A 21778-nucleotide genomic window follows, 5' to 3' on the forward strand; every position below is an offset into this window, starting at 1 on the left:
GTCAGGCGGCCTTTTCCTTGGCCTTGCGCGGCAGGTGGGCGACGATGTTCTCGATGATGCGCATGCCGGCATTGTGGCCGAGCGTCATGATCGATTCCGGATGGAACTGCACCGCGGCGATCGGCTCCTTGCGGTGTTCGAAGGCCATGATGACGCCGTCCTCGGTTTCGGCCGTGACGATGAAATCGTCGGGCAGGCGCACCGGATCGGCGAAGATCGAGTGGTAGCGGCCGACGGTGACTTCCTTGGGCAGGCCGGAGAAGATGATGCCGGGCTTCGAGACGCGGATGCGCGACGGCTTACCGTGCATCGGTATATGTAGCTGCCTGAGTTCGCCGCCATAGGCCTCCGCCAGTGCCTGCAGGCCAAGGCAGACGCCGAAGATCGGCAGCTCGCGGGCACGCGCCTTCTTGATGGTGGCAGCGCAGTCGAAATCCTTGGGCGTGCCCGGTCCGGGCGACAGCACGACGAGGTCCGGCTTCAGCCGGTCGAAGACTTCCTCCGGTACCGGTGAGCGCACGGTCGAGACATTGGCGCCGGTCTGGCGGAAATAATTGGCCAGCGTGTGGACGAAACTGTCCTCGTGATCGACGAGCAGGATGTTGACGCCGTCGCCGACGCGCGCGGTGGTGCGCTCGGTGCTGGCGGAATTGCCGGTCTTGGCGTCGCGGATGGCGGAGAGCATAGCGGATGCCTTCAGTTCGGTTTCAGCTTCTTCTTCCTCGGGAATGCTGTCGAACAGCAATGTGGCGCCGGCGCGCACTTCGGCAATGCCGTCCTTGATGCGAATCGTACGCAGGGTAAGGCCGGTGTTCATGTCGCCGTTGAAATTGACCATGCCGATCGCGCCACCATACCAGGCACGCGGGCTCTTCTCGTTCTGTTCGATGAAGCGCATGGCCCACAGCTTCGGCGCGCCGGTGACGGTGACCGCCCAGGCGTGGGACAGGAAGGCATCGAAAGCATCCATGCCTTCGCGCAGCCGGCCTTCGATGTGATCGACGGTGTGGATCAGGCGCGAATACATCTCGATCTGGCGGCGGCCGATGACGCGCACCGAACCCGGCTCGCAGACCCGCGACTTGTCGTTGCGGTCGACGTCCGAGCACATGGTCAACTCGGATTCGTCCTTCTTCGAGTTGAGCAGTTTCAGGATCTGCTCGGAATCCGAAATGGCGTCGTCGCCACGCTTGATGGTGCCCGAGATCGGGCAGGTCTCGACGCGACGGCCGTTGACGCGCACGAACATTTCCGGAGAGGCGCCGATCAGATATTCGCCTTCGCCCAGATTGATGAAGAAGGAGTAGGGCGAGGGGTTGATGGCCTTCAGCTTGCGCGAAATCTCGGACGGCTGCGTCTCGCAGCGCTCGTAGAACATCTGGCCGGGCACGACCTCGAATAGGTCGCCGCGCTTGAAACTGTCCATCGCCTTGCGCACCAGATTGGCGTATTCGCCAGGTTCATGGTCGCCGCGCGGCGGGATGCGGTCGGGGCTCTTGAACGGCTCGGCGGTTTCGTCGCGCGGCAGCCCCTCCGTCGAAAACCCATCACCGGCATAGTCGTAGCGGTCGGTCCAGGCCTTGGCCGAATAGTGGTCGACGACCAGGATCTCGTCGGGCAGGAACAGCACCAGATCGCGCTGGCTTGGCTTGCGCTCGAGCTTGTAGTCGACAGGGTCGAACTGGAAGGCGAGGTCGTAGCCGAAGGCACCATAGAGACCGAGATTGGCGTCTTCCTCGGTCTTGAACAGAGCGGTGATGGCGCGCAGCACGGTAAACACCGAGGGAACGCGGCTGCGCTCCTCCTCGGTAAAGACACGGCCCGGCTTGGCGACGTCGAGGCGGATCAGTTTCTTCGACGTCTCGGCGATGGTGACATCGGACAAGTCGCCCAGCGCCTTGCCGATGACCGGCAACAGCGCCTCGCCACGGCCGTTCAGCGCCTCGATGCGCATGGCGCGGCCACGTGCTGAGATGACCAGCGGCGGGTCGATGATGGCGGTGTCCCAGCGCGTGTAGCGGCCGGGATACTCGTAATTGGAGGAAAACACGGCGCCGCGGCGCGAATTCAAGCCGTCGACATAAGCGTCGATCGCGCCCGCATAGGGCCGGTCGTGGCGCTCGCGGGTGATGGTGATGCCACCCGCGGTCACGAAACTCTCCGCCCCGTTTTCCAGAACCTTCATCGTCATTGCCGTCTCCATCAGCTTCTTGGGGCAACGGACCCGGGAATGGCTTGAAAAAAACAAATGGCCGCCCGGACTTTCCGTTGCGGCCACCCTCTCTATTCACGCGCACGTGTTCGAACAGGCCGCTGTCAGCAGGCCCACCACCAAACGGTCTTGATCGAACGCATGTTCATGGCGAAATCCATAGCTGCGAAAAGGAGGATGCGCAACAGGTTTGAAAATCTGTTCTTTGGCTGCCGCTTCTGCAACTCATGGCACATCGCCAAAGCCGACAGGGCCGCCTAGATTGGTCATCCAACGGCAGAAAGGCGGGTGAACAACCATGACCGAGCAGATCGAGCGCGCGCGGACGTTCCATTCCCTCCACGTCAAGGGAAACCCTGTTGTACTCTACAATGCCTGGGATCCGGGCTCGGCCAAGATCGTCGAGAAAGCAGGAGCCAAGGCGATCGCCACCGGAAGCTGGCCGGTCGCGGCCGCCTTCGGCTACGCTGATGGCGAAAAAATCCCGCTGGAGCTGGCACTCGACAACATCAAACGCATCGTCGGGTCGGTCGACCTGCCGGTGACCATGGATCTCGAAGGCGGGTACGGCGTCGATCCGGAAATCGTTGCCCGCACGGTAACGTTGGCGCTGCGGGCCGGCGCGATTGGTTTCAATTTCGAAGACCAGATCGTCGGCGGCACCGGCTTGCATGACATCCCTGTCCAGGTAAAGCGCATCGAAGCCGCGGCGGCGGCGGTCAAGACCTCCGGCATACCGGCGTTCATCAATGCCCGAACCGACATCTTCCTCAAGGCGAAACCGGATGCGCATGACAAGGCGCTGCTCGACCAGGCCATCGAGCGCGCACAGGCCTTCGAAAAAGCCGGCGCGCACGGCTTCTTTGCGCCGGGTCTTGGCGATGAGGGCCTGATCCAGACGCTCTGCAAGGCAATTGCGTTGCCGGTCAACATCATCGCGCTGGCGCACGTGCCGCCGCGCCAGCGGCTGGCGGAACTGGGTGTCGCCCGCGTCAGTCACGGCCCGGTGCCTTACCGGCAGATGGCCGAATGGCTGGAGGCGAAGGCTAGGCAGGCCATTTCCGGATAGGCTGGAGTTAGTCCTCCAACGTTCCCGACCTTGCGTCGGCGCTCTTCCTGTCGCCGACCAGCTTCAACAGATCCTCGCCGGCGCGGATGATGCGGCGTGAGCGGCGGGTCAGGATGATGCCTTCCTGAGGTGCGAAGACTTCGGTGCGGCCATCGGTTTCACCCGGTGCGTGGACGATGGTTGCGAGGCGCGCGCCCTTGGCGACACGGTCGCCGGGCTTCACGTCGTAGAGCACCGCGCCTCCCCTGGGGGCAGGCATCATGTCGACGTTTTCCAGCGGAGCCACGACGCCGGTGAAAGGGCCGGGCGCGGGCAGGGTGGTGTCGGCGATCACGCCGCGCGCCACCAGCAGCCGGTAGAGGCCTTCGGCGTCGGCTGCGGCCAAGGCACGGTCGACATCGAGGATGCCGCGATATTCGACCGTGGTGGCGACGCGACGGTCGAGCTTGGCCACATCGGCGGGGACGTTCTGGTAAGGCATGATCGAGGCGCCCTCGAAGGTGCCGTCGGTGTCCTCGCTCCACAGCACGACCGCGTCGACGCCCATGGCGGCGGCGCAATCGGCCATTGCCGGCCACAGGCTGGTGTGGACATAGAGATAGGAAAGGCCTTCGTCGTCGCAGTGCAGGTCGAGCACGATGTCATGGCCGAGCGACAACTGCACCAGCCGGGTCTTCAGCCGCTGGTCGACGTTGCCAAAGGCGGTGTCGGGCAAGAGTGCTGTGTCGGGCGCCGCGAGCAGCGGGAAGCCGCGGTTGAAATTGGTGCGCGTGCCCAGATGAAAGCGGCCCTGATGCTCGCCGAAATGATATTGCGCCCGGCCGATCGGGTTGGCCCAGGGCACGATGGTGAGGTTGCCCTTGATGCGGCCTTCGGCTTCGGCCTTGTTGAGCATCGGCATCAGCGCGTCGATGGCGACGACGCCCGGCAATTCGCCGGCATGGAGCGCTGCCTGCAGATAGGCTGAAGGGGCAGACTTGTCCGCGCCCGCGAAGCGGAACAGCGGGAATTCGTAGGAAACGCCTTCGCTTTCGCCGGCGATGCGCTCGATCGATTTCTGCATGATTTTCTCCTTCAAGAGCGAGAAGACATGCGATCTGAAGATACCGATGTCGATTGGTCCAGTGTGCCGCGCTATGGGCGCAAGAGGTTATTCCGCCGGAGCCTGGAGAGGGACGACAAGCGCGCGTCGGTCCAGCGCCTGCGACAGCACAGCGACGGCGACCGCCAACAAGGCGATCACTGCACCGACCAGCGGCAGGTTGGCATAGGAAACACCGGCGGAAAGGGCCACGCCGCCGATCCAGGCGCCGCTGGCATTGCCGACATTGAAGGCGCCCTGGTTCAGCGTGGCGGCGAGGTTCGGTCCCTCGGATGCCGCCTCGACGACGCGGATCTGCAGCGGCGGCACGACGACGAAGACGAGCAGGCCCCAGAGGAAGACGATGCCGATGGCAACGCCGGCTATGGCGCCGAACTGCATGAAGCCGACAAACAGCAGCGCCAGCGACAGCAGCGTGCCGATGACCGTCGGCATCAGCTTCCAGTCGGCCAATTTGCCGCCGATGATGTTGCCGATGGTCATGCCTGCGCCGAACAGCAGCAGCACCCAGGTGACTGCTGAAGTCGACAGGCCCGACACGTCGGTGAGGTAGGGTTTTATATAGGTGAAAACGGCGAAAAGGCTGGCTGAGGTCAGCGCCGCGATCAGCATCGCCAGCCACACCTGCAGCTTGCCGAGCACGCGCACTTCGGCGCGCAGGCCGCCGCCGCTCGGCTCGGTGACATCGGATGGCACCAGCCAGGCGATGGCTGCGACCGAGATCAGGCCGATGCCGACCACGGCCAGGAATGTGGCGCGCCAGCCGAAAGCTTCGCCCAATGCAGTGCCGGCGGGAACGCCCAGGATGTTGGCCAGCGTCAGCCCGGCGAACATCAGCGCGATGGCGCTGGCGCGCTTGTTGCGCGGCACCAGGCTGGCGGCAACGACCGAGCCGATGCCGAAGAAGGCGCCGTGGCCGAAGGCGGTGAAGACGCGCGCGGCCATCAGCGTCCAGTAGTTGGGCGCGATGGCGCAAAACAGATTGCCGACGACGAACAGCACGGCCAGCCCGACCAGCACAGGCTTGCGCTGCAAATGCGCGGTGGCCATGGCGACGATCGGAGCGCCGAAGACGACGCCCAGCGCATAGCCGGTGACCAGCAGGCCCGCCGAGGGAATGGAGACTCCGAGATCGGCGGCGACCTCCGGCAGCAGGCCCATGATGACGAATTCGGTGGTGCCGATGCAGAAGGACGCAATGGCAAGCGCAAGGATCGGCAAGGGCATGAGGCGTCCAGACTGAATCGGTTCAATTTCAGACTGCGCGAGGGATGCCACCGGGCGCAAGCGGCATTGCTGCATTGCAGCGATGCAGAAAAGGAAGAGCTCTGAGATGGGTCGCCGCAGGCTGTCAAACCAGCGGCTTCAGCTCCTGGGCGATGGTGGGCAGCAACTCGGAAACATTCGGGTGGATGTGCACGGCACGCGCCAGCGTGTCGACGGGCGCCTTGGCGTACATCAGGTCGAGCACACAATGCACCGCCTCGTCGCCGCCGGGGCCGAGCACCGAGCAGCCAAGGATTTCCCTTGTGTCGGCGTCGACCAGGATCTTCATGAAGCCCTGCGTCTCGCCCTTTTCGACGGCGCGGCCAACACGGGTCATCGGCCGCTGACCGACCAGTGCGCGGCGGCCAGATTTCTTCACCGCGGCCTCGGTCATGCCGCAGCGGCCGAGCGGCGGGTCGATGTAAAGCGCGTAGGCCTCGATGCGGTCGCTGATCCTCCGCGGGTCGTTGTCGAGCAGATTGGCGGCGACGATTTCGTAGTCGTTGTAGGAAGTGTGGGTGAAGGCGCCCTTGCCGTTGCAGTCGCCCATCGCCCAGATGCCGGGCACGCTGGTGCGCAGTTGGTCGTCGACGGTGACGAAGCCGCGCCGGTCGACCTCGACGCCTGCCTTGTCGAGGCCGAGATCGTCGGTGTTGGGAACGCGTCCCAGCGCCAGAAGCACATGCGAGCCGACGGCCGGTGGCTTGCCGGCGGAGAAGGTCACGGCGATATCGTTGCCCAGTCTGGCAAAGCCGATGTCTTCGGCACCGACATGAACCGTGATGCCTTCGTTTTCGAGGATGGAAAGGATGGCGTCGGAAACATCCTCGTCCTCGCGGCCGGCCAGGCGCGGGCTCTTCTCGATGACGGTGACTTCGCTGCCGAAGCGGCGGAACATCTGCGCGAATTCGAGCGAGATGTAGCTACCGCCGACGACGACGAGATGGCGCGGCAGCACGTCGAGATCCATCATCGACGAGTTGGTCAGATAGTCGATGTCATGGACGCCGGGCAGGTCGGGCACCGAGGCCCGGCCGCCGGTGTTGAGGAAGATCTTTTCGGCGGTCAGGAGGTCGTCGCCGACGCGCACCGTGGTGGCGGATTCGAAGCGCGCGTGGCCGCGATAGAGGGTGCATCTGTCCATGCCGGCGATCCAGGTTTCGAGATTGCCCCGCGCGTCGTTCGACACCTTGTCCTTGCGCGCCTTGATCCTGGCATAGTCGACGCCGACGGGGCCGCCGAGCGTGACGCCATAGTCGGCGGCGCGGCGGGCCAGATGCGCGGCATAGGCGCTGGCGACCATGGTCTTGGTCGGCATGCAGCCGGTGTTGACGCAGGTGCCGCCGACCAGCTTGCGCTCGATCAGCGCCACGCTCATTCCGGCGGCGTTCAGCCGGCCGGCCAGCGGAGGGCCGGCCTGTCCGGCACCGATGATGATGGCGTCGAAGGCTTTTGCCGTCATGCCACCGCCGCCACGATCAGCAGGCCGCCGATGATCGCCACCGCGTCCTCGATGAAGGCGGCGGGCGGATCCTTGCCGAAGTTTGCTGCCAGCCGGCCACGCGCTTCAGCGCCGCCCAGCGTGCCGATGACGGCGCCGATGGCGCCAGCGATCAAGCCGCCGATGGTTGAACCACCGGTGACGCCGATCACCGCGCCGGTGAAGGCGCCCATGACGATGCGGGCGCCGAATTGCTGCGGCACTTTGCGGCTTGGCGTCGACGGCAACTGGTCGGTGACCAGCTCGACGATGGCCAGGATGGTGAAGATGCCGACGGCTGCCCAATGGCTCATGAAACTGGCCCAGGTGCCGGCAACCGGCAGCCAGCCGAGATAAGCGCCTCAGGCGACGGCGGCCGGCGCGGTCATCGCGCGAAGACCGGCAATGACGCCGATCATAAGTGCGAGAATGTAGAGCATGGTCGATCCCCCTCGATCACCGGGCCAGGACGGCCTTGAGATGCAGGCTACCATAGGTCCAATATTTGACCAGTACTTGCATCGGCGCTTTTCTGTTGGCTGCACTTGTGCTTTGCAATGACGCCAATTGGAGACCCGCCATGAGTAACAGCGAGCGCACAAAGATGGCGGCCGGCCAATGGTACACGTGCCTCGACGACGAATTGGAGTCCTTGCGCGTGATAGCGCGTGATGCGGTGTTCGAGCACAATTCACTGCCGCCTCGTCAACGCGGCAACCTTGGGCCGGACTTGAAGGCGCTGCTCGGCAGGGTGGGCGAGGGCGCCCGTATCGAGACGCCGTTCCATTGCGCCTATGGGTTCAACATCTTTCTCGGCGACGGCGTCTTTCTCAATGCCGGCTGCACCATCCTCGACACGGCGAGCGTGCGCATCGGCAATGGAACGATGCTCGGTCCCAATGTACAGATCTATTGCGCCGAGCATCACAAGGAGGCCACGGGACGGCTTGCCGGATTGGAGATCGCCAGGCCGGTCGAGATCGGCGCCAATGCGTGGATCGGCGGCAGCGCGATCATCCTCGGCGGCGTCAGTATCGGTGAAGGCGCCATCGTCGGTGCCGGAGCGGTGGTGACGCGCGACGTGGCCGCGAACACCACGGTGGTTGGCAATCCGGCACGGGCGGTCAAGCGGGATTGAATTCGATCAGTGCGACAGCCCGCGCGCCATGCGCTCGTCCTGATCGGCACGCCTGGAGAATTCGCGCCGGTATTGCGCCGGCGATGTCCTGAGCCGTGCCGAAAAATGCTGGCGCAGCGAGGTGGCGCTGCCGAAGCCGGCCTCGAAGGCCACCATGTCCATGGATTTCTCCGTCGCTTCCAGCAACCTTTGCGCCAGTTCGATCCGCTGGCTGGTCAGCCAATCGCCAAAGCTGGTGCCGATCGATTTCTGAAAGCGGCGGGTGAAGGTGCGCCGGGTCAGGCCGGCAGCTTCGGCGACGCTGTCGAGGCTGTGCGTCTCGCCAAGCGTGGCGCGAACCGCGTCTAGGGCCTGGGTGAAGCGGTCAGCATCGGCGCTCCTTGCCACGGGATGCTCGATGAATTGCGCCTGCCCGCCCTGCCGGTGCGGGGAAAGCACGATCTGGCGGGCGAGCCGCAGTGCGGCTTCCGCGCCATAGCGGGCGCGCACGATGTGGAGACAGCAGTCGAGGCCGGCGGCGACACCGGCCGAGGTCACGACGTCGCCATTGTCGACATAGAGCACCGTCGGGTCGACAACGATGTCGGGATGAAGTTTCTGCAGTCGCTCGGAATAGGCCCAATGTGTCGCGGCACGGCGGCCCGAAAGCAGCCCGGCCGCGGCAATGGCGAAGGTTCCGAGGCACAGGCCGACAATCAAGGCACCGCGTTGGTGCGCCCGGCGCAGCGCCTCCATCAGCAGCGGCGTTACCGGTTCGCCGAGATGATGCCAGCTTGGGACGATGACGATATCGGCGCCGTCGAGCCCTTCGAGCCCATGCGGCGCGGCAATTGTCAGTCCCGCTTCGGTGTGGATCGGGCCGACCTTGACCGCGCAGATGCGGAAGTCGAAGCGCGGCAGGCCAAGCGCCGTCCTGTCCTCGCCGAAGACGAGGCACGGCACGGAAAGATGGAACGGGCTGATGCCGTCGAAGGCGAGGACGGCAATTATCGGGTCGGTCATGGGCGCTTTCCGGCAGATGAAAGCGGATTGTCCCAATTCTTTCGAATGATGTCAATCGGGCCACTTTCGGCTGTCTGGGAACACGCCTATTTTCGGCCCATCGCATTCAAGCCGGAAAGGAAAACACCATGTCTGACCCAGCCAACACCACGCCGCGCCGGGCGCTGATCGTCGTCGATGTGCAGAACGACTATGACGGCGGCAATCTGGCCATCCAGCATCCGCCGTTCCGCGACAGCGTCGTCAATGTGGCCCGGGCCATGGATGCGGCGACTGCGGCCGGCATCAAGGTGGTGGTCGTCAAGCAGATGGCGCCGGAGACATCGCCGATCTTCGCCAAGGGCAGTCACGGCGGCGAACTGCATCCCGAGATCGCCAGGCGCGAGCGCAACCATTATGTCGAAAAGAACCTGCCCTCGGCCTTCACGCCATCGATACGATCACGGTTGTCGGCTACATGACGCATAATTGCGACCTGTCGACCATCATCCACGCCGTGCATATGGGCCTTGCCGTCGAGTTCCTGTCCGACGCGACCGGCTCGGTGCCTTACGCCAACAGCGCCGGCTACGCGTCGGCTGAGGAAATCCACCGCGTGGTCACGATCATCCTGCAGTCGCGCTTCGCTGCCGTGCTCAAGACCGCCGAATGGGTCGAGTGCCTGAAGACCGGCGCGCTGCCGGAGCGCGATACGATCTTCGGCTCGAACCAGCGGGCGCTGTCGCGCAGCGCCGCGTAGGATTGTCCGAAAACAGAAAGGGCGCCGCATCGCTGCGGCGCCCTTCTTGTTGTCGAGACTTAAGGCCTCAGAACAGCCCTTCGATCTGGCCCATCTCGTTGAGGAAGATCTTTTCCGAGGACGGTGCCTTGGGCAGGCCGGGCATGGTCATGACCTCGCCGCAGATGATGACGACGAAGCCGGCACCGGCCGAAAGCCTGACCTCGCGCACCGGCACGGTGTGGCCGGTCGGCGCGCCGCGCAGGTTCGGATCGGTCGAGAACGAGTACTGCGTCTTGGCCATGCAGACCGGCAGGTGGCCATAGCCGGCTTGCTCCCAGGCGTGCAACTGGTCGCGCACTGACTTGTCGGCAATCGCTTCCGAGCCGCGATAGATGCGCTGGACGATGGTGTTGATCTTCTCGAACAGCGGCATGGCGTCGGGATAAAGCGGCGCGAACTGCGAGGCGCCGGATTCGGCCAGCGCCACCACCTTGTTGGCAAGCTCCTCGATGCCGGCCGAGCCGTGAGCCCAATGTTTGCACAGGATCGCCTCTTCGCCCATCGAGGCGACATAGTCCTTCATCGCACGGATTTCGGCGTCGGTGTCCGAATAAAAATGGTTGATGGCAACCACCGCCGGCACGCCGAACTGGCGGATGTTCTCGATGTGACGGCCGAGGTTGGCGCAGCCCTTCTTCACCGCTTCGACGTTTTCCTTGCCGAGGTCTTCCTTCTTGACGCCGCCATTCATCTTCATGGCGCGCACGGTGGCGACGATGACCGCCGCCGCCGGCTTGAGGCCCGCCTTGCGGCACTTGATGTCGAAGAACTTTTCCGCACCGAGATCGGCGCCGAAGCCGGCTTCGGTGACGACATAGTCGGCGAGCTTGAGCGCCGTCGTGGTGGCGACGACCGAGTTGCAGCCATGCGCGATGTTGGCGAACGGGCCGCCGTGGACGAAGGCCGGGTTGTTCTCCAGCGTCTGCACCAGGTTCGGCTGCATGGCGTCCTTCAGCAGCACGGCCATGGCGCCGTCGGCCTTGAGGTCGCGGGCGTAGACCGCCGACTTGTCGCGGCGATAGGCGACGATGATGTCGCCGAGGCGCTTCTCGAGGTCCTTCAGGTCGGTCGACAGGCACAAGATGGCCATGACCTCCGAGGCGACAGTGATGTCGAAGCCGCCCTCGCGCGGAAAGCCGTTGGCGACGCCGCCGAGCGAGCAGATCATCTCGCGCAGCGCACGGTCGTTCATGTCCATGACGCGGCGCCAGACGACGCGGCGGATATCGATGCCGAGCTCGTTGCCCCAGTAGATGTGGTTGTCGATCAGCGCCGAAAGAAGATTGTGCGCCGTGGTGATGGCGTGGAAGTCACCGGTGAAGTGGAGGTTCATGTCCTCCATCGGCACGACCTGCGCATAGCCGCCGCCGGCAGCACCGCCCTTGACGCCGAAGTTCGGGCCGAGCGAGGCTTCGCGGATGCAGACGATCGCCTTCTTGCCGATGCGGTTCAGGCCGTCGCCAAGGCCGACCGTGGTCGTCGTCTTGCCTTCGCCGGCCGGCGTCGGGTTGATGGCGGTGACGAGGATCAGCTTGCCGTCCTTGTTGCCCTTCACCGACTTGATGAATTCGGCTGAGATTTTGGCCTTGTCATGGCCGTAGGGCAGCAGATGTTCGGTCGGGATGCCGATCTTCTGGCCGATCTCCTGGATCTGCTTTTTCCTGGCGCCGCGCGCGATCTCGATGTCGGACTTCACTTCGGCCATGACGGCTTCCTCTGGATTGGACGGTGGAGGGGACGGGTTTGATCTACTCGCAAGCAGGTTGGAACCGGGCGCGGGCATGTTCTAACCCTGTCGCCGCCGCGGCGTCAACTTGTGTGCAACTATGTTTCCTCTAGAGAAAATTCCTCTGCGAACCGGCCGGTTCTTCCCGGCTCTGTTGTCGCGCCGTATAGAAGCCAGAGGACGCGCCGCTCCGCCGTCTCAAAACAGCCGCGCAATGCACGGAATGCGACAGAGGCGACGGCGCAAATTCGCCATCGCCTGCCTAAAGCGCCTCGCGCTTTAGGCTCTTATTTTTATGCATGTCGTTCTCCCAAAACCGGGACCACTTTTGGGCGACATGCATTGGGCTGAAGAGCCTTATTGCGTCAGAACGTTGCTGATCTCGACCATATTGGAGCGCACCCTCAGCACATAGAAGCCCATCGTCGTCAGATGCGTCGGCAGCAGCCAGCCATCCTCGCGGCCATTGGCTATGATGAAGGGCTGGATGCGCAGCGCCGAGACGAATTGCGCGTCCATCGTGTCCCATAGGCTCTGCAGGTGCTTTTCCTTGATGACGTCCTCGAAGTCCGCCTGGGCGCCCTTCATCAGGCCGTAATAGGCGTAGAGCTGGCCATAGGCGAACCAGTAGCGATCGTCGGCGCGGAAATCGAACCAGCCATTGTTGTGGTTTTCAGCCCGCTCCTTGAGGATGGCCGAGGTCGAGCCGATGTCGGATGCTATGCGGTCGATATATTGCTTCAGATTGTCGGCGCGGGCGTCGAAGGTCGCCTGGCAGGTGGCAAGGCGGGCGTTGAAGGAACGCAGCTTACGTACGGCGTCGCGGTAGTAGCTCGGCGTCGGCGTCTTCGGGCCGAACGGGCTGACGCCGAAATACCAGGTGTATTCGTCGAACTGCAGATTGCCGCGCGCGTCCTGCAGATCGGCATCGATCTGCGATGTGGTGCGTACCCTGCCGAGATTGTCGGCGAGTTCGGTTGCCGTGCGCCGCACCGCCTGGTTGATGCCGCGCTGGAACGAGGCCTTGTTGTCCATCCACGGCGTGTGGTCCCAGTCGATGCCGAACAGGCCGACCTTGTAGAGGATCATCGACGAGATCCAGGCATTCTGGTTGACGTTGAAGTCGGTCAGGTCGGCGGCGATCTGGGCAATGCCGGAATTGCCGCAGGTCTTGGCGGTGTCCGTGCCGGCGCCGGCGGCGACCTGTTCGCCAGCCGAGACATTGCGCTTCTCGAACGTGTAGGTGTCGGGATAGTTCGGGTTGAAGTTGGTCCACCACTGGGTGGCATAGAAGAAGTTGGCATAGAGGCCGATCAGCACCAGCACAGCGAGGCCGACCGCCGCCTTGAGGATCCAGCCGCGCTGCGTGTACCAGCGCCCGGCCCACAGGAAGGGCCACAGGATGACGCCTATCAGGAGGCCGATGCCGCAGCCGATCCACTGGAAAATCCGGGTGAAGAAGTTCACGATCGGATCGAGCATGGCTGTGTCACCCCCTCAAAGCATGATGCCAAAAAGTTGCAGACTTTTTGGATAACATCATGCGCCAAAACAACAAGTTAGAACGAAATAACGGCTCATTTCGTTCTAGTCAGTCAGGCCGTAGAGGCGTGTGCGAAACGCCACCTTGTCCTTCAAATATGTGGTTTTGAGAACGTCCACAACATGCGATCGCCAGGCGTCGCTGAAGCCGTCATAGTCCTTGTAGAAGCCCTGCTTGTTGAAGATGTAGCGCGAGACGAAGTCCGACGGCACGAAATCCGAGATCAGCCGGTTGGTCAGCCAGGCGTCGGGATGGTCAGGCTTGGCGCGGATCACCAGGAAGCGCTGCTGCGGGAAGACATCCTCGATCTTGAGGTGGCCAAGCTGGGCGATCTCGCGCTTGGCGGCGTTGAGGAAGGGAAAATTACCGTCTTTGGTGATCAGGTCGGCATGGCTCTGAATCCAGGTCTGCAGCCAGACCTTGTCGACATTGGTCAAATTGCGGTCCGGCTCGGCATCGCGGATCAGCGCGCGCACCACCATCTCGGCACGGTGCTCGAGATAGCCCGAGGCCTCGACCCAGGAGGCACGCGGCAGCTCGATGCGGCCGGTCGTGGCGAGGAACTTGAACACCTTGTCGGCGTCGTTGATGGAGAGATAGCTGACCTGCCACGGCCGCGAACGGCGGAATCCGGGTGCGGCCGGATCGCTGATCACCGTCGTCATATCGGGATCGACGAACACGTAGAGGCCGCCGAAATGGCTGGTCCAGTAGGCGTTGTGGCGGAAGATCACCTGGTCCGGCACCAGCGCGTTCTCGCGGATGTCGCCGCAGATCTTGGCGAGCTCGACCATCCGGGTCAGCATGGCGTTGTCGCGCCAGGCGTCGGGCTCCTGCTTCAGCCGGTCGACGAGCTTGCCGAGTTCGGCGGCCTTGCCCAGCACATCCTCGGCCGACAGCACCTTGAATTCGACCTGGCTGATCGACAGCAAATCCTCGATGTCGTTGACCTTGGGAACGGAATCCTCGATCTCGCCGTAGATGACGTCCTTGATCGTCAGCGCATCGATGGCGCGCTGGTTCTTGGACATGAACTCGAACATCAGCTGCGAGGTGTTGGAAAAGGCCGTGTGCACCACCGGCAGGTCGATCTGCGACGGCGTCAGGATGATGAAACGGCGGTTGACCTCGTTGGGATCGAGATAATCATAGTCGTCGCATTCCTCGGCCACTTCAGGCGAGAAGCCGGTGCGGTCGATCTGGAAGCTTTTCAGCTTGGTCGGCTTCAGGCCGAATGCGGCCAGCGCCTTGTTGTAACGCTGGATCAGGTGTGGCTCGTCGACCGTGAGCAAACGGCCATAGATCAGCTCATTGTCGCGCAGGAGATCGGGTTTTTTGGTGGGTTTGGCGGTCAAGGTGCATCGCTCCCTAGGAGCGTGCCAGCACCCCCCTCTGGCCTGCCGGCCATCTCCCCCTCAAGGGGGGAGATTGGCAGCATCCCCCGCGCCACTCCTCCGGATACGTCGGAGATTGGCGAAAGCAATGATGAAAGCCAATCTCCCCCCTTGAGGGGGAGATGGCCGGCAGGCCAGAGGGGGGTAGGCGCGCACTCACGCATTCCACAGCCCCTTCTTCTTCATCTCCTCCATCTCGCGCGCGGCTCGTTCGCGCAGCCTCGCGTCGCGGAGCAGCTTCTCCACGGCGGAGTCGTCGGACTTGTCGGAATAGCGGAACTCCGAGTCGGCGTAGCGGTTGATCTCCTGCATGACCATGTCCATCGAGAAGGGTCCGCGCAGTTCCTCGATCATCGCTTTCTTCTCGTCATAGGCCTTGTGCATGAAGACTTCCGGCTTCTCGAACCAGTCGTCGGGAAGCTCGATGTCCATGGCGCGCATCTTGATGGCGTCGGTGACGTTCTTGATGGCGCGGCCGGTGAAGCGCGGCTCGGCATCCTTGATCAGGTGCAGATAGGTGCCGATATCGGCCATCGACTTCGGCGCGCCGTTCTCCTTCATGTAGCGCTCGTAGACCTTCATCAGCCCGTCCTCCTGCGGCTTCTCGTGCTCCTCATAGGCCTCGGTCACGGCGCGCTGGATTTCCTGCGCGGCGTAGAGATCGTGGTCGCCGAGCGGGATCTTGTGGTTCTTGCCGGCGAGCAGCACGAAGATGTCGATGTAGTCGTCGCGGCTTTGCGGCCCGTCGACCAGCCAGCGGGCGCCGGCGCGCTGGCGCAGCGCGTCGTCGACATTTTCGGGATAGTTGGAGAACATGCCGAACGAGCAGTTGCCGCGCACCACCGTGCCGGCACCGGCGAAGGCGTCCATCAAGACGCCGGTGATTTCCTGCTGGCCGGCCGATGCCCGGTCATCCGAGCGCCTGGCGGCCACCTGGTCGATGTCGTCGACGGTGCCGAAGCCGATGACGCGCGGGTTCAGCACATTGTTGATGAACTGGCGGCAGTTCTGGCCCGACTTGCCCTGGTAGGAAGAGATCTGATCGACGCCGAAATTCTCATAGGCGAAGGGATAGCCGGCAACCTGGCAATAGCCGTTGACGAGGCCGGCGATCATCTGGATCAGCGTCGTCTTGCCGGTGCCGGGCGCGCCGTCGCCGATGAAGGTGAACAGAAAGCCGCCGAGCTCGACGAACGGGTTCATCTCGCGCTCGAAATCATAGGCCATCAGCATCTTGGCGAGCTTGACCGACTGATATTTGGCGATGTGGTTGCCGACGACCTCTTCCGGCTTCTTGAAGGTCATCACCAGCGGTTTTGAGCGCTTGCCCGGCGCGACGTCGAAGCCATCCAGGGTGAAATCGTCGGCATCGATGCGGATATGCGCGTTCTCGAATGGGCCGATGCCGTCGAAGCGGCCCTTGCGCGCCAGAAGCCCGTCGATGGCGACACGGGCAAAGGCACGCGCCCGGGTCATCAAATCGCCATCGTCGGACGATCCCGATATCGCCTTGTCGAGACCGGCCAGGATCGACTTCACCGCATCCTGCGGCGTGTCGAACAGGAAGTCCGGCTCGGGGATGTCGTTGGGTGCCTCGCCATCGCTGTCGATCAGCTGGAACAGATAGGAGGCGAGGCTGAAGGCCGAAATGTAAGCCGAGGCCGACAGAAGCTTCTTGAAGGTGGATGCCTCGTCACCTTCAAGCGGTGCGCGGGTATTTTTGGCCTGCAGGCTTTCGAGATCCGAACCCTCGGCGAAAACGTCCGATATTGCGAGCGCGATCGCTGTGCCGCGCCGGGCGCGAAACAACAGCGTGTGCTGCGGGATGGTCAGCAGCTGGTCGTCGGGATGAACGGCGCCGACGGTCTTGGCCAGCTCGACCTCGCGCGTGCGGCGCACCGAACCGACCGAGACGGTCGAGACGAAGCGGCGGTTGGTGCCGGCAAGTGCGGTGCCGGACTCGCGTGACGGATCCTCCAGCACGACAATGCGGGTGATGAAGCTCTGCGCGGTGGCGCGGTGCTTCTCGATGGCGGCTTCCGGGATGGTGGTCAGGCCGGTATCCATGAAGGGTGCTCCGTGGTGTGACGGTCAGACGTCTGAGATGACCTGTCCGTTGGACAGGATGTGAACCTTGTAGCCGGCAAAGATCTTCTGCGCCTCGCCGGCGGCATAGAGCGCCTGGTAGGCCTCGTGCGGGATCAGCGCATGGTTTTCGTAGCTCGACACGCCCTGGCGCGCCGCTTCCAGATCGTCGGTGTTGATGAAGAACTCCTGCGTCGTCTTCTCGCTCGAAAACAGCCCCTTGCGGCCGGGTTTCTCGCTCTTGGAATAGACCTCCTGGATTGTCCAGGTCAGCAGCCAGGCATTTTCCGGCTTGCGCACCTTGGCCAGGACTTCGGTTACCGTCGAATTGTTGTCGGTAATCCCCGCCGAATAGAACGGGCCGAGCACGACGCGGCGCAGCTGCTTGGGGTGCAGGGGCTCGAAATCCTTGTCGAGGTTGACCGCGATGGTCGCTGGCGACAGCGTATAGGCGGAGTTCTTCTCGGTGAAATCGTCGAAACGGTGGGCAAGCTCGGGATTGAGCAGGCCATCGACCGGCAGCGGAATGTCGATCGTCTCGTTGAGCTTGCCGTTTCTGTCGACGAGCTGGCGGATCATCGCGTCGGAAGAATCCTCCACCGTCACCATGTAGACCAGCGGCAGGTTGGCGCTGCCGTCGAACGTCGCCCAGTGGACGAGGTAATAGGGCCGCCCCGTCTTCGGGTTGACCGAGACCTTGGCCGTTTGCGCCAGGGTGAACGGACCGAACGTGTTCTCGCTTTTCACGTCCTCGAGATAGAGCCGCTCGGCCATCGACTTCTGCAGCGCCTCGGGGAATTCCTTGTGGCGCAGGATGAAGTCGGCCATTTCCTCGCGCAACTCGCCGGCCAGCGGAATGTTGGCAAGCCGCGCATCGGCCTGGCGGCGGTCGTTTTCCAGTTCGAGCAGGTTCTGGAACACCGGAAAACCGCTTTCGGCCCGCGAAATGCGGAACGTGTCCATGAAGCCCAACCGGTTGCGCCAGCAGGAAAACGACTTGTCGAGCCGGGCGATGTATTCGGCGACGATCTTGGCGACGATGCCATGCCGGTAGAGCGGCGAGCGATCGTCGCGCATGAACACTTCAAGGCCGCTGAGCGCGGCCGTGATGGCGGAAAAATACCGTGCCGCCGCTTCGTTTTCGGGGGTCATGCCTGGGCGCTCGCGGGCAGTGCTGTCACCCTTAAGACTGCACGTAGTTTGCCGAATTGTGCTTCTTCAGCACCTCGTCGAAGCGGCGGGCGAAGGCATCGTCGGCCAGCTTCTTGCGGCGCTGGATGTCGGCGGTGGCGACCATGTTCTTCTCGTGCATCTCGAGCAGGTCGCCGATGTGCTTTTGCGAAGCAGCACCGATGCCGGCCATGGTTTCCTCGGCGGTGTTGTCGACCCGGCTGCCCAGCGTGTTGATCTTGTGGGCGACGTCCTGCTGGGCGGCAGTCTTCAGCGAATCTTCCAGTGCCTTGTAGAGCACGATGCGCTGTTCGGTATCGATGGTCAGCTTGTTGATCAGCGTCGACTGCGCGGCGATCTGGTTGTTGAGCGAATCGACGAAGGTCTGGAACATCGAGGTGTAGCGCTCGAGCGTCTGGCTCTCGGCCAGCAGCTCCTGCTCCTTGGCCTGCTTCTCGTTGTATTCCGTCGCCAGCTTGGAGCGCTCGCCTTCGAGCTGCGTGCGCTCCTTCTGGCTGGTCGAAGCGGCGATCTTGTTTTCGATGTCGAGCAGCATCGGGTTGAGTTCCTCGATGCGCTTCTGCACGGCTTCGAGATTGGTCATGGTGGTCTTGCGGCGCTCGATGACCTGCGACAGGCTGGCTTCGGAGGTCTTGTAGCGCTGGTCGAGGACCTCTTTCTGCGCCTTCAGGATGCCGACGATGGTGTCGGATTTAACCAGCAGTTCCTGCAGATTGCCGGCCAGCGACATGTTGCGGACGCGGTCGGTGCGCATGCGCTGCTTGCTCTGGCTGGAAAAGACGCCGATGAATTTTTCCCAGCCGGTGTAGTTCTTCATGCTCTCGAACTCGGTGCCGAAGACGTTGGTAGCATCCTCCAGCCCGATGATCAGGTCGGCGATGTTGCCTTCCATCACCTTCTGCTGCTTCAGCACATCCTCGATGCGGGCGTTCTCGATGTCGAAATTGGCGTCGCCGATCTTCTTGTCTGATGTGGCGAGCGTATCAAGCACGGTGCCGGACTGCTCGATCTTGGTGCGCATGTCCTGCACGACCTGCTTGGTCTTGGCAATTTCGGCATCGAAATTCTGCAATGTCGCCATTGGGGCCTCCCGCTTCGGCATGACGTCGCTGGTCGCGAACAGCGGCGAATATATGTGGGGCATCCGGGGATTGAAAGACGTGAAGACAAAGGCGGCGTGAAAACAAAAGAATCCGTCCCGCTCTTGAAAGTCAGTGAAGGCGGGGGCATGGCTTGATTAGCTTGTCGGCCAAGGCATAGTTCAGCTGTCATTGAACTTTCATGCGGCGAAGCGACGGCGCGGATGCCTCAGTATTCAGCAACCATTTGAAGCAATCGAGATCGCGACAGGTAAGCGAAAGCCGCTTTACAGCGACGCTCGTGCGGCGGTTCAGGGCTTGGGATCAGCCTTCAAATAGGCGATGACATTGGCGATGTCGTCGTCATTGGCCAGACCGGCAAATGCCATCTTGTTGCCGGGCACCTTGAGCCGGGGTGCCTTGAGATACACGGCGAGATTGGCCTCGTCCCAGACCAGGCCGCCGGCACCGGCACTCTTCATGGCTTCGGAATAGTGGCCAAGGAAGCTTTCGGCGCTACCGGCGGTGCGCCCGACGACGCCCTTCAGATGGGGGCCGACCTTGTCGCGGTCGGTTGCCGCTTCGTGGCAAGCCATGCACCGGTTGAAGACCTTCTTGCCCAGGGCCGGATCACCGCCGGCATAGGCGGCAAGCGAGGTGGCAAGCAGAAGAATGCTGGCGGACGAAGCGGCTCGAAACATGACTGACCCCGGAGAGCTCTGGTTGGCCTTGTAAGGCTTCGGCCTTAACAAACGCTGCATCGTGGCGGGATTTGGGAGGATGTGCGATTCGGCTGCACGGGCCATGATCGAGGCCGCAGGGGCGGTCAGCCCTGGATGAAGCCGATGAAATCGTCGGGCGTAGCTCGGCCCATCTCTTCCTCCCAGTGGCGGCGGCAGAGCGAGACATAGACGTCCTTGCCGATCGCCACCTGCTCGCCCTGGCGTGCCACCTTGCCGTCGGGGCCGAGGCGCACGACCATCGTCGCCTTGCGCCCGCAGCGGCAGATGGTGCGCACTTCGCGCAAATCGTCGGCGATGGCCAGCAGCGCGCGCGAGCCGGAAAACAGCTTGCCCTGAAAGTCGGTGCGCAGGCCGTAACACATGACCGGGATGTTCAGCCGGTCGGCGATGCGGGCAAGTTGCCAGACCTGCTCCTCTTCGAGGAACTGCGCCTCGTCGACGAAGACGCAATGGACAGCCGTATGCACGTGGTGATCGGCAACGCGGGCGAACAGATCATCGCCGTCGCGGAACATCTCGGCTTCCGTCTCCAGGCCGATGCGCGACGAGATCAGGCCGGTATCGCCCTTGCGGTAGTGGCCGGCCACGAACAGCATCGTGCCCATGCCCCGTTCGCGATAATTGTACGACGCCTGCAGCAGCATCGTCGTCTTGCCGGCATTCATCGTCGCATAGTGGAAGTAGAGCTTTGCCATGCCGTTCTTTTAAGCCGACTTGGTGTCGTGCGGGGAGGGGCCACGGCGGCATTCCCCTGAAAAAGCCGCCTGGCCAGACAAAAGCGCCAGCTGTGTCGCTGATTGGCCAGCTCGCGCCGTTGATCGTGATTGCCTTAATGCTTGAAACCACACCAGAATGGTGTTTGGCTGACGAAACAAGGCGGGCAGAGAAACCGTAACGACGCTTCGCCAAAGAATCACAATGGGAGACTACCTATGTCGCGTATGAACTCTTTCGTCGCCGGCCTCGGCCTGGCGGCTTTTTTGTCCACCAGCGCTGCCTTTGCCGGCGATCCGGCGAGCTGCAAGGCGGTGCGCCTTTCCGATGTCGGCTGGACCGACATCCAGGCGACGACCGGCGTCGCATCGGTGCTGCTGACCGCGCTCGGCTATGAGCCGCAAACGATCCAGCTGTCGGTTCCGGTGACCTATGCGTCGCTGAAGAACAAGGACCTCGACGTGTTCCTCGGCAATTGGATGCCGTCGATGACCAACGACATCAAGGACTACACCGCCGACGGTTCTGTCGAGACCATCAGCGAAAACCTCAGTGGCGCAGGCTACGGTATCGTCGTGCCGACCTATGTGGCGGACGCCGGCGTCAAGACGCTGACCGACCTCGGTAAGTTCAAGGACAAGTTCGACGGCAAGATCTACGGCATCGAGGCCGGCAATGACGGCAACCGCATCATCCTCGACATGATCAAGAACCCGAAGGACAATCTCGAAGGCTTCGAGCTGGTCGAATCCTCTGAGGCCGGGATGCTCACGCAGGCCGAGCAGTCGATGAAGAACAATGAATGGATCGCCTTCCTCGGCTGGACGCCGCATCCGGTGATGGGTGCCATGAAGATCACCTATCTCGATGGCATGGGCGACAGCGGCTTTGGCGCCGCCACCGTGCATACCAATGTGCGCAAGGGCTACACCACCGAGTGCCCGAATGCCGGCAAGTTCATCGCCAACCTGAAGTTCAATCTCGACATGGAAGGCGAGATGATGGACGCGATCCTCAAGGGCGCCGACGCCAACACGGCCGCCACCGACTGGCTGAAGAAGCATCCGGACGCGGTTGCCCCGTGGATTGCCGGCGTGACCACTTTCGATGGCGGCGACGCGGCTGCAGCCGTGAAGACTGCGCTCGGAAGCTGAGCCGGTCTTGCGCTCGGCGTGACCGATCAAGAAGGGCAGTCACTGTAGAAAGGGCTGCCCTTTTTCATATCCTGTGACAAGATGACCGTCCGGCAAGGA

The 21778-nt window shown here is 62.9% G+C and carries 16 protein-coding genes and 2 pseudogenes; 4 read left to right on the forward strand and 14 right to left on the reverse strand.

The window, feature by feature from the left end; all coding sequences use genetic code 11:
- Position 1: 1 nt before the first annotated feature.
- The gene (locus tag ACSQ3L_RS11275) at positions 2 to 2191 is read right to left on the reverse strand and encodes an anthranilate synthase (RefSeq protein WP_436160009.1); all 2190 of its coding nucleotides are present in this window, start codon (positions 2189 to 2191) and stop codon (positions 2 to 4) included.
- A gap of 319 nt (positions 2192 to 2510) precedes the next feature.
- Between ACSQ3L_RS11275 and ACSQ3L_RS11280 the strand changes: the two genes are divergently transcribed.
- On the forward strand, positions 2511 to 3281 hold the full coding sequence (locus tag ACSQ3L_RS11280; RefSeq protein WP_436160010.1) for an isocitrate lyase/PEP mutase family protein: 771 nt from the start codon (positions 2511 to 2513) through the stop codon (positions 3279 to 3281).
- A 7-nt stretch (positions 3282 to 3288) separates the two neighbouring features.
- Here ACSQ3L_RS11280 and ACSQ3L_RS11285 read toward each other — a convergent pair whose 3' ends face one another.
- The 4 genes and pseudogenes from ACSQ3L_RS11285 to ACSQ3L_RS11300 all read right to left on the reverse strand — a co-directional run bounded on the left by ACSQ3L_RS11285 (position 3289) and on the right by ACSQ3L_RS11300 (position 7569).
- A complete protein-coding gene (locus ACSQ3L_RS11285) occupies positions 3289 to 4344 on the reverse strand; it encodes a peptidase M14 (RefSeq protein WP_436160011.1) in 1056 nt (351 codons plus the stop codon).
- An 87-nt stretch (positions 4345 to 4431) separates the two neighbouring features.
- Positions 4432 to 5610, reverse strand: coding sequence for an MFS transporter (locus tag ACSQ3L_RS11290; RefSeq protein WP_436160012.1), 1179 nt, complete (start codon positions 5608 to 5610; stop codon positions 4432 to 4434).
- Positions 5611 to 5734: 124 nt separating this feature from the next.
- Positions 5735 to 7111, reverse strand: a complete 1377-nt coding sequence (locus ACSQ3L_RS11295) for an FAD-containing oxidoreductase (protein WP_436160013.1) — start codon at positions 7109 to 7111, stop codon at positions 5735 to 5737.
- Positions 7108 to 7569: pseudogene (locus tag ACSQ3L_RS11300) on the reverse strand (DUF4126 domain-containing protein). The gene ACSQ3L_RS11295 and the pseudogene ACSQ3L_RS11300 overlap by 4 nt, the downstream one beginning before the upstream one ends.
- A 140-nt stretch (positions 7570 to 7709) precedes the next feature.
- Here ACSQ3L_RS11300 and ACSQ3L_RS11305 point away from each other — a divergent pair.
- On the forward strand, positions 7710 to 8267 hold the full coding sequence (locus ACSQ3L_RS11305; protein WP_436160014.1) for a sugar O-acetyltransferase: 558 nt from the start codon (positions 7710 to 7712) through the stop codon (positions 8265 to 8267).
- Between the two features lie 6 nt (positions 8268 to 8273).
- On the opposite strand, the gene ACSQ3L_RS11310 is transcribed toward ACSQ3L_RS11305, so the two are convergent.
- On the reverse strand, positions 8274 to 9269 hold the full coding sequence (locus ACSQ3L_RS11310; protein WP_436160015.1) for a GlxA family transcriptional regulator: 996 nt from the start codon (positions 9267 to 9269) through the stop codon (positions 8274 to 8276).
- Positions 9270 to 9397: 128 nt separating this feature from the next.
- On the opposite strand from ACSQ3L_RS11310, the pseudogene ACSQ3L_RS11315 reads away from it, so the two are divergent.
- Positions 9398 to 10008 (forward strand): annotated as a pseudogene (locus ACSQ3L_RS11315) (isochorismatase family protein).
- Positions 10009 to 10075: 67 nt separating this feature from the next.
- Here ACSQ3L_RS11315 and ACSQ3L_RS11320 read toward each other — a convergent pair.
- The 8 genes from ACSQ3L_RS11320 to ACSQ3L_RS11355 all read right to left on the reverse strand — a co-directional run bounded on the left by ACSQ3L_RS11320 (position 10076) and on the right by ACSQ3L_RS11355 (position 20506).
- Complete coding sequence (locus ACSQ3L_RS11320; protein ID WP_436160016.1) at positions 10076 to 11755, reverse strand: formate--tetrahydrofolate ligase; 1680 nt, start codon at positions 11753 to 11755, stop codon at positions 10076 to 10078.
- 378 nt (positions 11756 to 12133) lie between these two features.
- Positions 12134 to 13258, reverse strand: a complete 1125-nt coding sequence (locus ACSQ3L_RS11325; RefSeq protein ID WP_436160017.1) for a DUF2333 family protein — start codon at positions 13256 to 13258, stop codon at positions 12134 to 12136.
- Positions 13259 to 13363: 105 nt separating this feature from the next.
- On the reverse strand, positions 13364 to 14674 hold the full coding sequence (locus ACSQ3L_RS11330) for a DUF6638 family protein (RefSeq protein ID WP_436160018.1): 1311 nt from the start codon (positions 14672 to 14674) through the stop codon (positions 13364 to 13366).
- Positions 14675 to 14869: 195 nt separating this feature from the next.
- Positions 14870 to 16780 carry an AAA family ATPase gene (locus ACSQ3L_RS11335; RefSeq protein WP_436160019.1) on the reverse strand — a complete coding sequence of 637 codons (1911 nt, stop codon included), beginning with the start codon at positions 16778 to 16780 and terminating at the stop codon, positions 14870 to 14872.
- Between the two features lie 24 nt (positions 16781 to 16804).
- Positions 16805 to 17950, reverse strand: a complete 1146-nt coding sequence (locus ACSQ3L_RS11340) for a hypothetical protein (RefSeq protein WP_436160020.1) — start codon at positions 17948 to 17950, stop codon at positions 16805 to 16807.
- 31 nt (positions 17951 to 17981) lie between these two features.
- Positions 17982 to 19070 carry a hypothetical protein gene (locus tag ACSQ3L_RS11345; RefSeq protein WP_436160021.1) on the reverse strand — a complete coding sequence of 363 codons (1089 nt, stop codon included), beginning with the start codon at positions 19068 to 19070 and terminating at the stop codon, positions 17982 to 17984.
- A gap of 309 nt (positions 19071 to 19379) precedes the next feature.
- Positions 19380 to 19769 (reverse strand): c-type cytochrome, encoded by a 390-nt coding sequence (locus ACSQ3L_RS11350; RefSeq protein WP_436160022.1) that lies wholly within the window; start codon positions 19767 to 19769, stop codon positions 19380 to 19382.
- A gap of 125 nt (positions 19770 to 19894) precedes the next feature.
- Entirely contained in the window at positions 19895 to 20506 is a 612-nt protein-coding gene (locus ACSQ3L_RS11355; RefSeq protein ID WP_436160023.1) for a thymidine kinase, read from the reverse strand.
- A 237-nt stretch (positions 20507 to 20743) separates the two neighbouring features.
- Between ACSQ3L_RS11355 and ACSQ3L_RS11360 the strand changes: the two genes are divergently transcribed.
- Positions 20744 to 21679, forward strand: a complete 936-nt coding sequence (locus ACSQ3L_RS11360; RefSeq protein WP_436160024.1) for a choline ABC transporter substrate-binding protein — start codon at positions 20744 to 20746, stop codon at positions 21677 to 21679.
- Positions 21680 to 21778: the final 99 nt, after the last annotated feature.

Source organism: Mesorhizobium sp. LjRoot246, from assembly GCF_964254115.1.
GTDB lineage: Bacteria > Pseudomonadota > Alphaproteobacteria > Rhizobiales > Rhizobiaceae > Mesorhizobium.